The following is a 1,162-nucleotide window of genomic DNA, read 5'->3' as shown; positions in this document are numbered from 1 at the left end:
AAAAGCTCTTTGTTCGTGCTGTACAGATCGCCCATTCGTGTCATGGATCGTTCGAGTGCAGCCACGTGAACCGGAGACGCGAGCCGACCCGCGTTCAGGGAGAGCGCGACCCTGCCGTCCCCCCGGAGACACGCGATGCGCATCCACGTCGGCTGTGAAATGACCTACGACTTCGTGCAGGACACGCCGGTCGTCACGATGCTCAACGTCCACGCGTCGCGGTTCTCCGATCTCGAGCGACCGGATTATCTGCTGACGGTGCCGGCCGTGCCCCTGGAGGGCTATCGGGACACGTTCGGGAATTGGTGCAACCGGCTCGTCGCGCCGGCCGGGCGTTTCACGCTCAAGACCGACACGGTCGTCCGCGATCACGGCAACGGGGACATGACCGACACGGTCGCACGGCAGGAGGAGGTGCGCAGCCTGCCCGTCGACACGCTGCTCTACCTGCTCGGGAGCCGGTACTGCGAGACCGATCGCCTGTCGCAGACTGCCTGGGACCTGTTCGGCGCCATGGCACCGGGATGGGCGCGGGTGCAGGCGATCTGCGACTACGTTCACGATCGCATCGCCTTCGGCTACGAGCATTCCCGGCCCACCCGGACGGCGCTGGAGGCCTTCGAGGAACGTCGCGGTGTCTGTCGCGACTACGCCCATCTCGCGATCGCGTTCTGCCGCTGCCTCAACATCCCGGCTCGCTACTGCACCGGTTACGTCAGCGACATCGGTCTGCCGTTGCCGCATGCTCCGGGAGATTTCGCGGCCTGGATGGAGGTCTTTCTGGGCGGCCGCTGGCACACCTTCGATCCGCGCAACAACAGCTCGCGAATCGGCAGAATCCTGATCGCCTACGGACGCGACGCAGCCGACGTGCCCCTGACGCTCACGTTCGGGCCGAACACCCTCGTGGATTTCCGGGTGACGACCGAGGAGGCGACGCCGCTCACGGCATGAGACGATCCGGCCCGGCCCGTCGGCTCGCGGGCTCGCGCAGGTCGCCCCTTGGTCACGGGGCGGCTTGCAGGGCTGCGCTGCGTTTCGGGGCCGGATCAATCCTCCATCGCGGCGGGTTGACGCCGTGCCGCATCTGCCGCGGTGCGGAGCGAGACATGATCAACCTGTTGCTGTCCTCGATGATGCTCGCGATCGAAGCCCAGAAGGT

1 protein-coding gene is annotated in these 1,162 nt (G+C 66.4%); it reads left to right on the top strand.

The features are described from left to right. The first annotated feature begins 135 nt into the window (after positions 1-135). The gene (locus tag ABZT49_RS27165) at positions 136-954 is read left to right on the top strand and encodes a transglutaminase family protein (protein WP_091888983.1); all 819 of its coding nucleotides are present in this window, start codon (positions 136-138) and stop codon (positions 952-954) included. The last annotated feature ends 208 nt before the right edge of the window (positions 955-1,162 follow it).

The organism is Methylobacterium sp. EM32 (assembly GCF_040593685.1).
GTDB lineage: Bacteria > Pseudomonadota > Alphaproteobacteria > Rhizobiales > Beijerinckiaceae > Methylobacterium.
Note: the sequence above shows the minus strand (reverse complement) of the source record. Positions and strands in the feature narration are given on the sequence as shown.

Bases quoted from the DNA above. Each gene is read 5' to 3' on its own strand.
- ABZT49_RS27165 (WP_091888983.1), top strand. From the start codon at position 136: ATGCGCATCCACGTCGGCTGTGAAATGACCTACGACTTCGTGCAGGAC.